This window comes from Brucella sp. NBRC 12950 (genome assembly GCF_030268145.1).
In the GTDB taxonomy this organism is placed as follows: Bacteria; Pseudomonadota; Alphaproteobacteria; order Rhizobiales; family Rhizobiaceae; genus Brucella.
Genome location: NZ_BSQC01000048.1, coordinates 1 through 511, shown reverse-complemented (window position 1 = coordinate 511; position 511 = coordinate 1). Strand labels below are relative to the sequence as shown.

Sequence of the window (511 nt, the reverse complement as noted above, 5' to 3'; positions counted from 1 at the left end):
GTAAGCGCGGCTTTCTTTGCACGGCAATTCAAGGTGTCCACCTTGAAGGTGTACCCCTTGGTTTTTGGTGTAATCTCTTGCGGGTGGCCCGGAATGCGGGAAGCTGTGACGAGATGAAGGGCCCCCGATAGGGGTACCCTTCCAAGGTGGACACCTTGTTCGACACCAAGGTGGCTCAGGCGGCGACGCCGATTTTCTCGCGTTGGGAGAAGTTGAATGGCAGCATGTCGTCTATATAGGGATCGTCCCTGTTGCGTCTGGGCAATTCCGTCAGGACGTGTCTCAGCCACTTGAAGGGATCAACGCCGCAAGCCCGACAGGTCAGGACCAGACTGTAAACCACCGCACTGGCCTTTGCCCCATCAACAGTGTCGCTGAAGAGCCAGCTTTTTCTTCCCGTGCAAAACGGCCTGATATCGCGTTCGAGTATATTGTTGTCGATCGGAACCCGGCCATCACTGGTGTAGCGGACCAGATAATCCCATTGGTTCAGCGTATAGGAGATGGCCCT

General features: G+C 55.6%; 1 protein-coding gene. It reads right to left on the bottom strand.

Features of this window, described 5'->3' with window-relative positions; all coding sequences use genetic code 11:
- Positions 1 to 175: 175 nt before the first annotated feature.
- Positions 176 to 511, bottom strand: a 336-nt coding sequence (locus tag QSJ70_RS27375; RefSeq protein ID WP_285541366.1) for an IS66 family transposase, incomplete at its 5' end; no start/stop codon positions are given.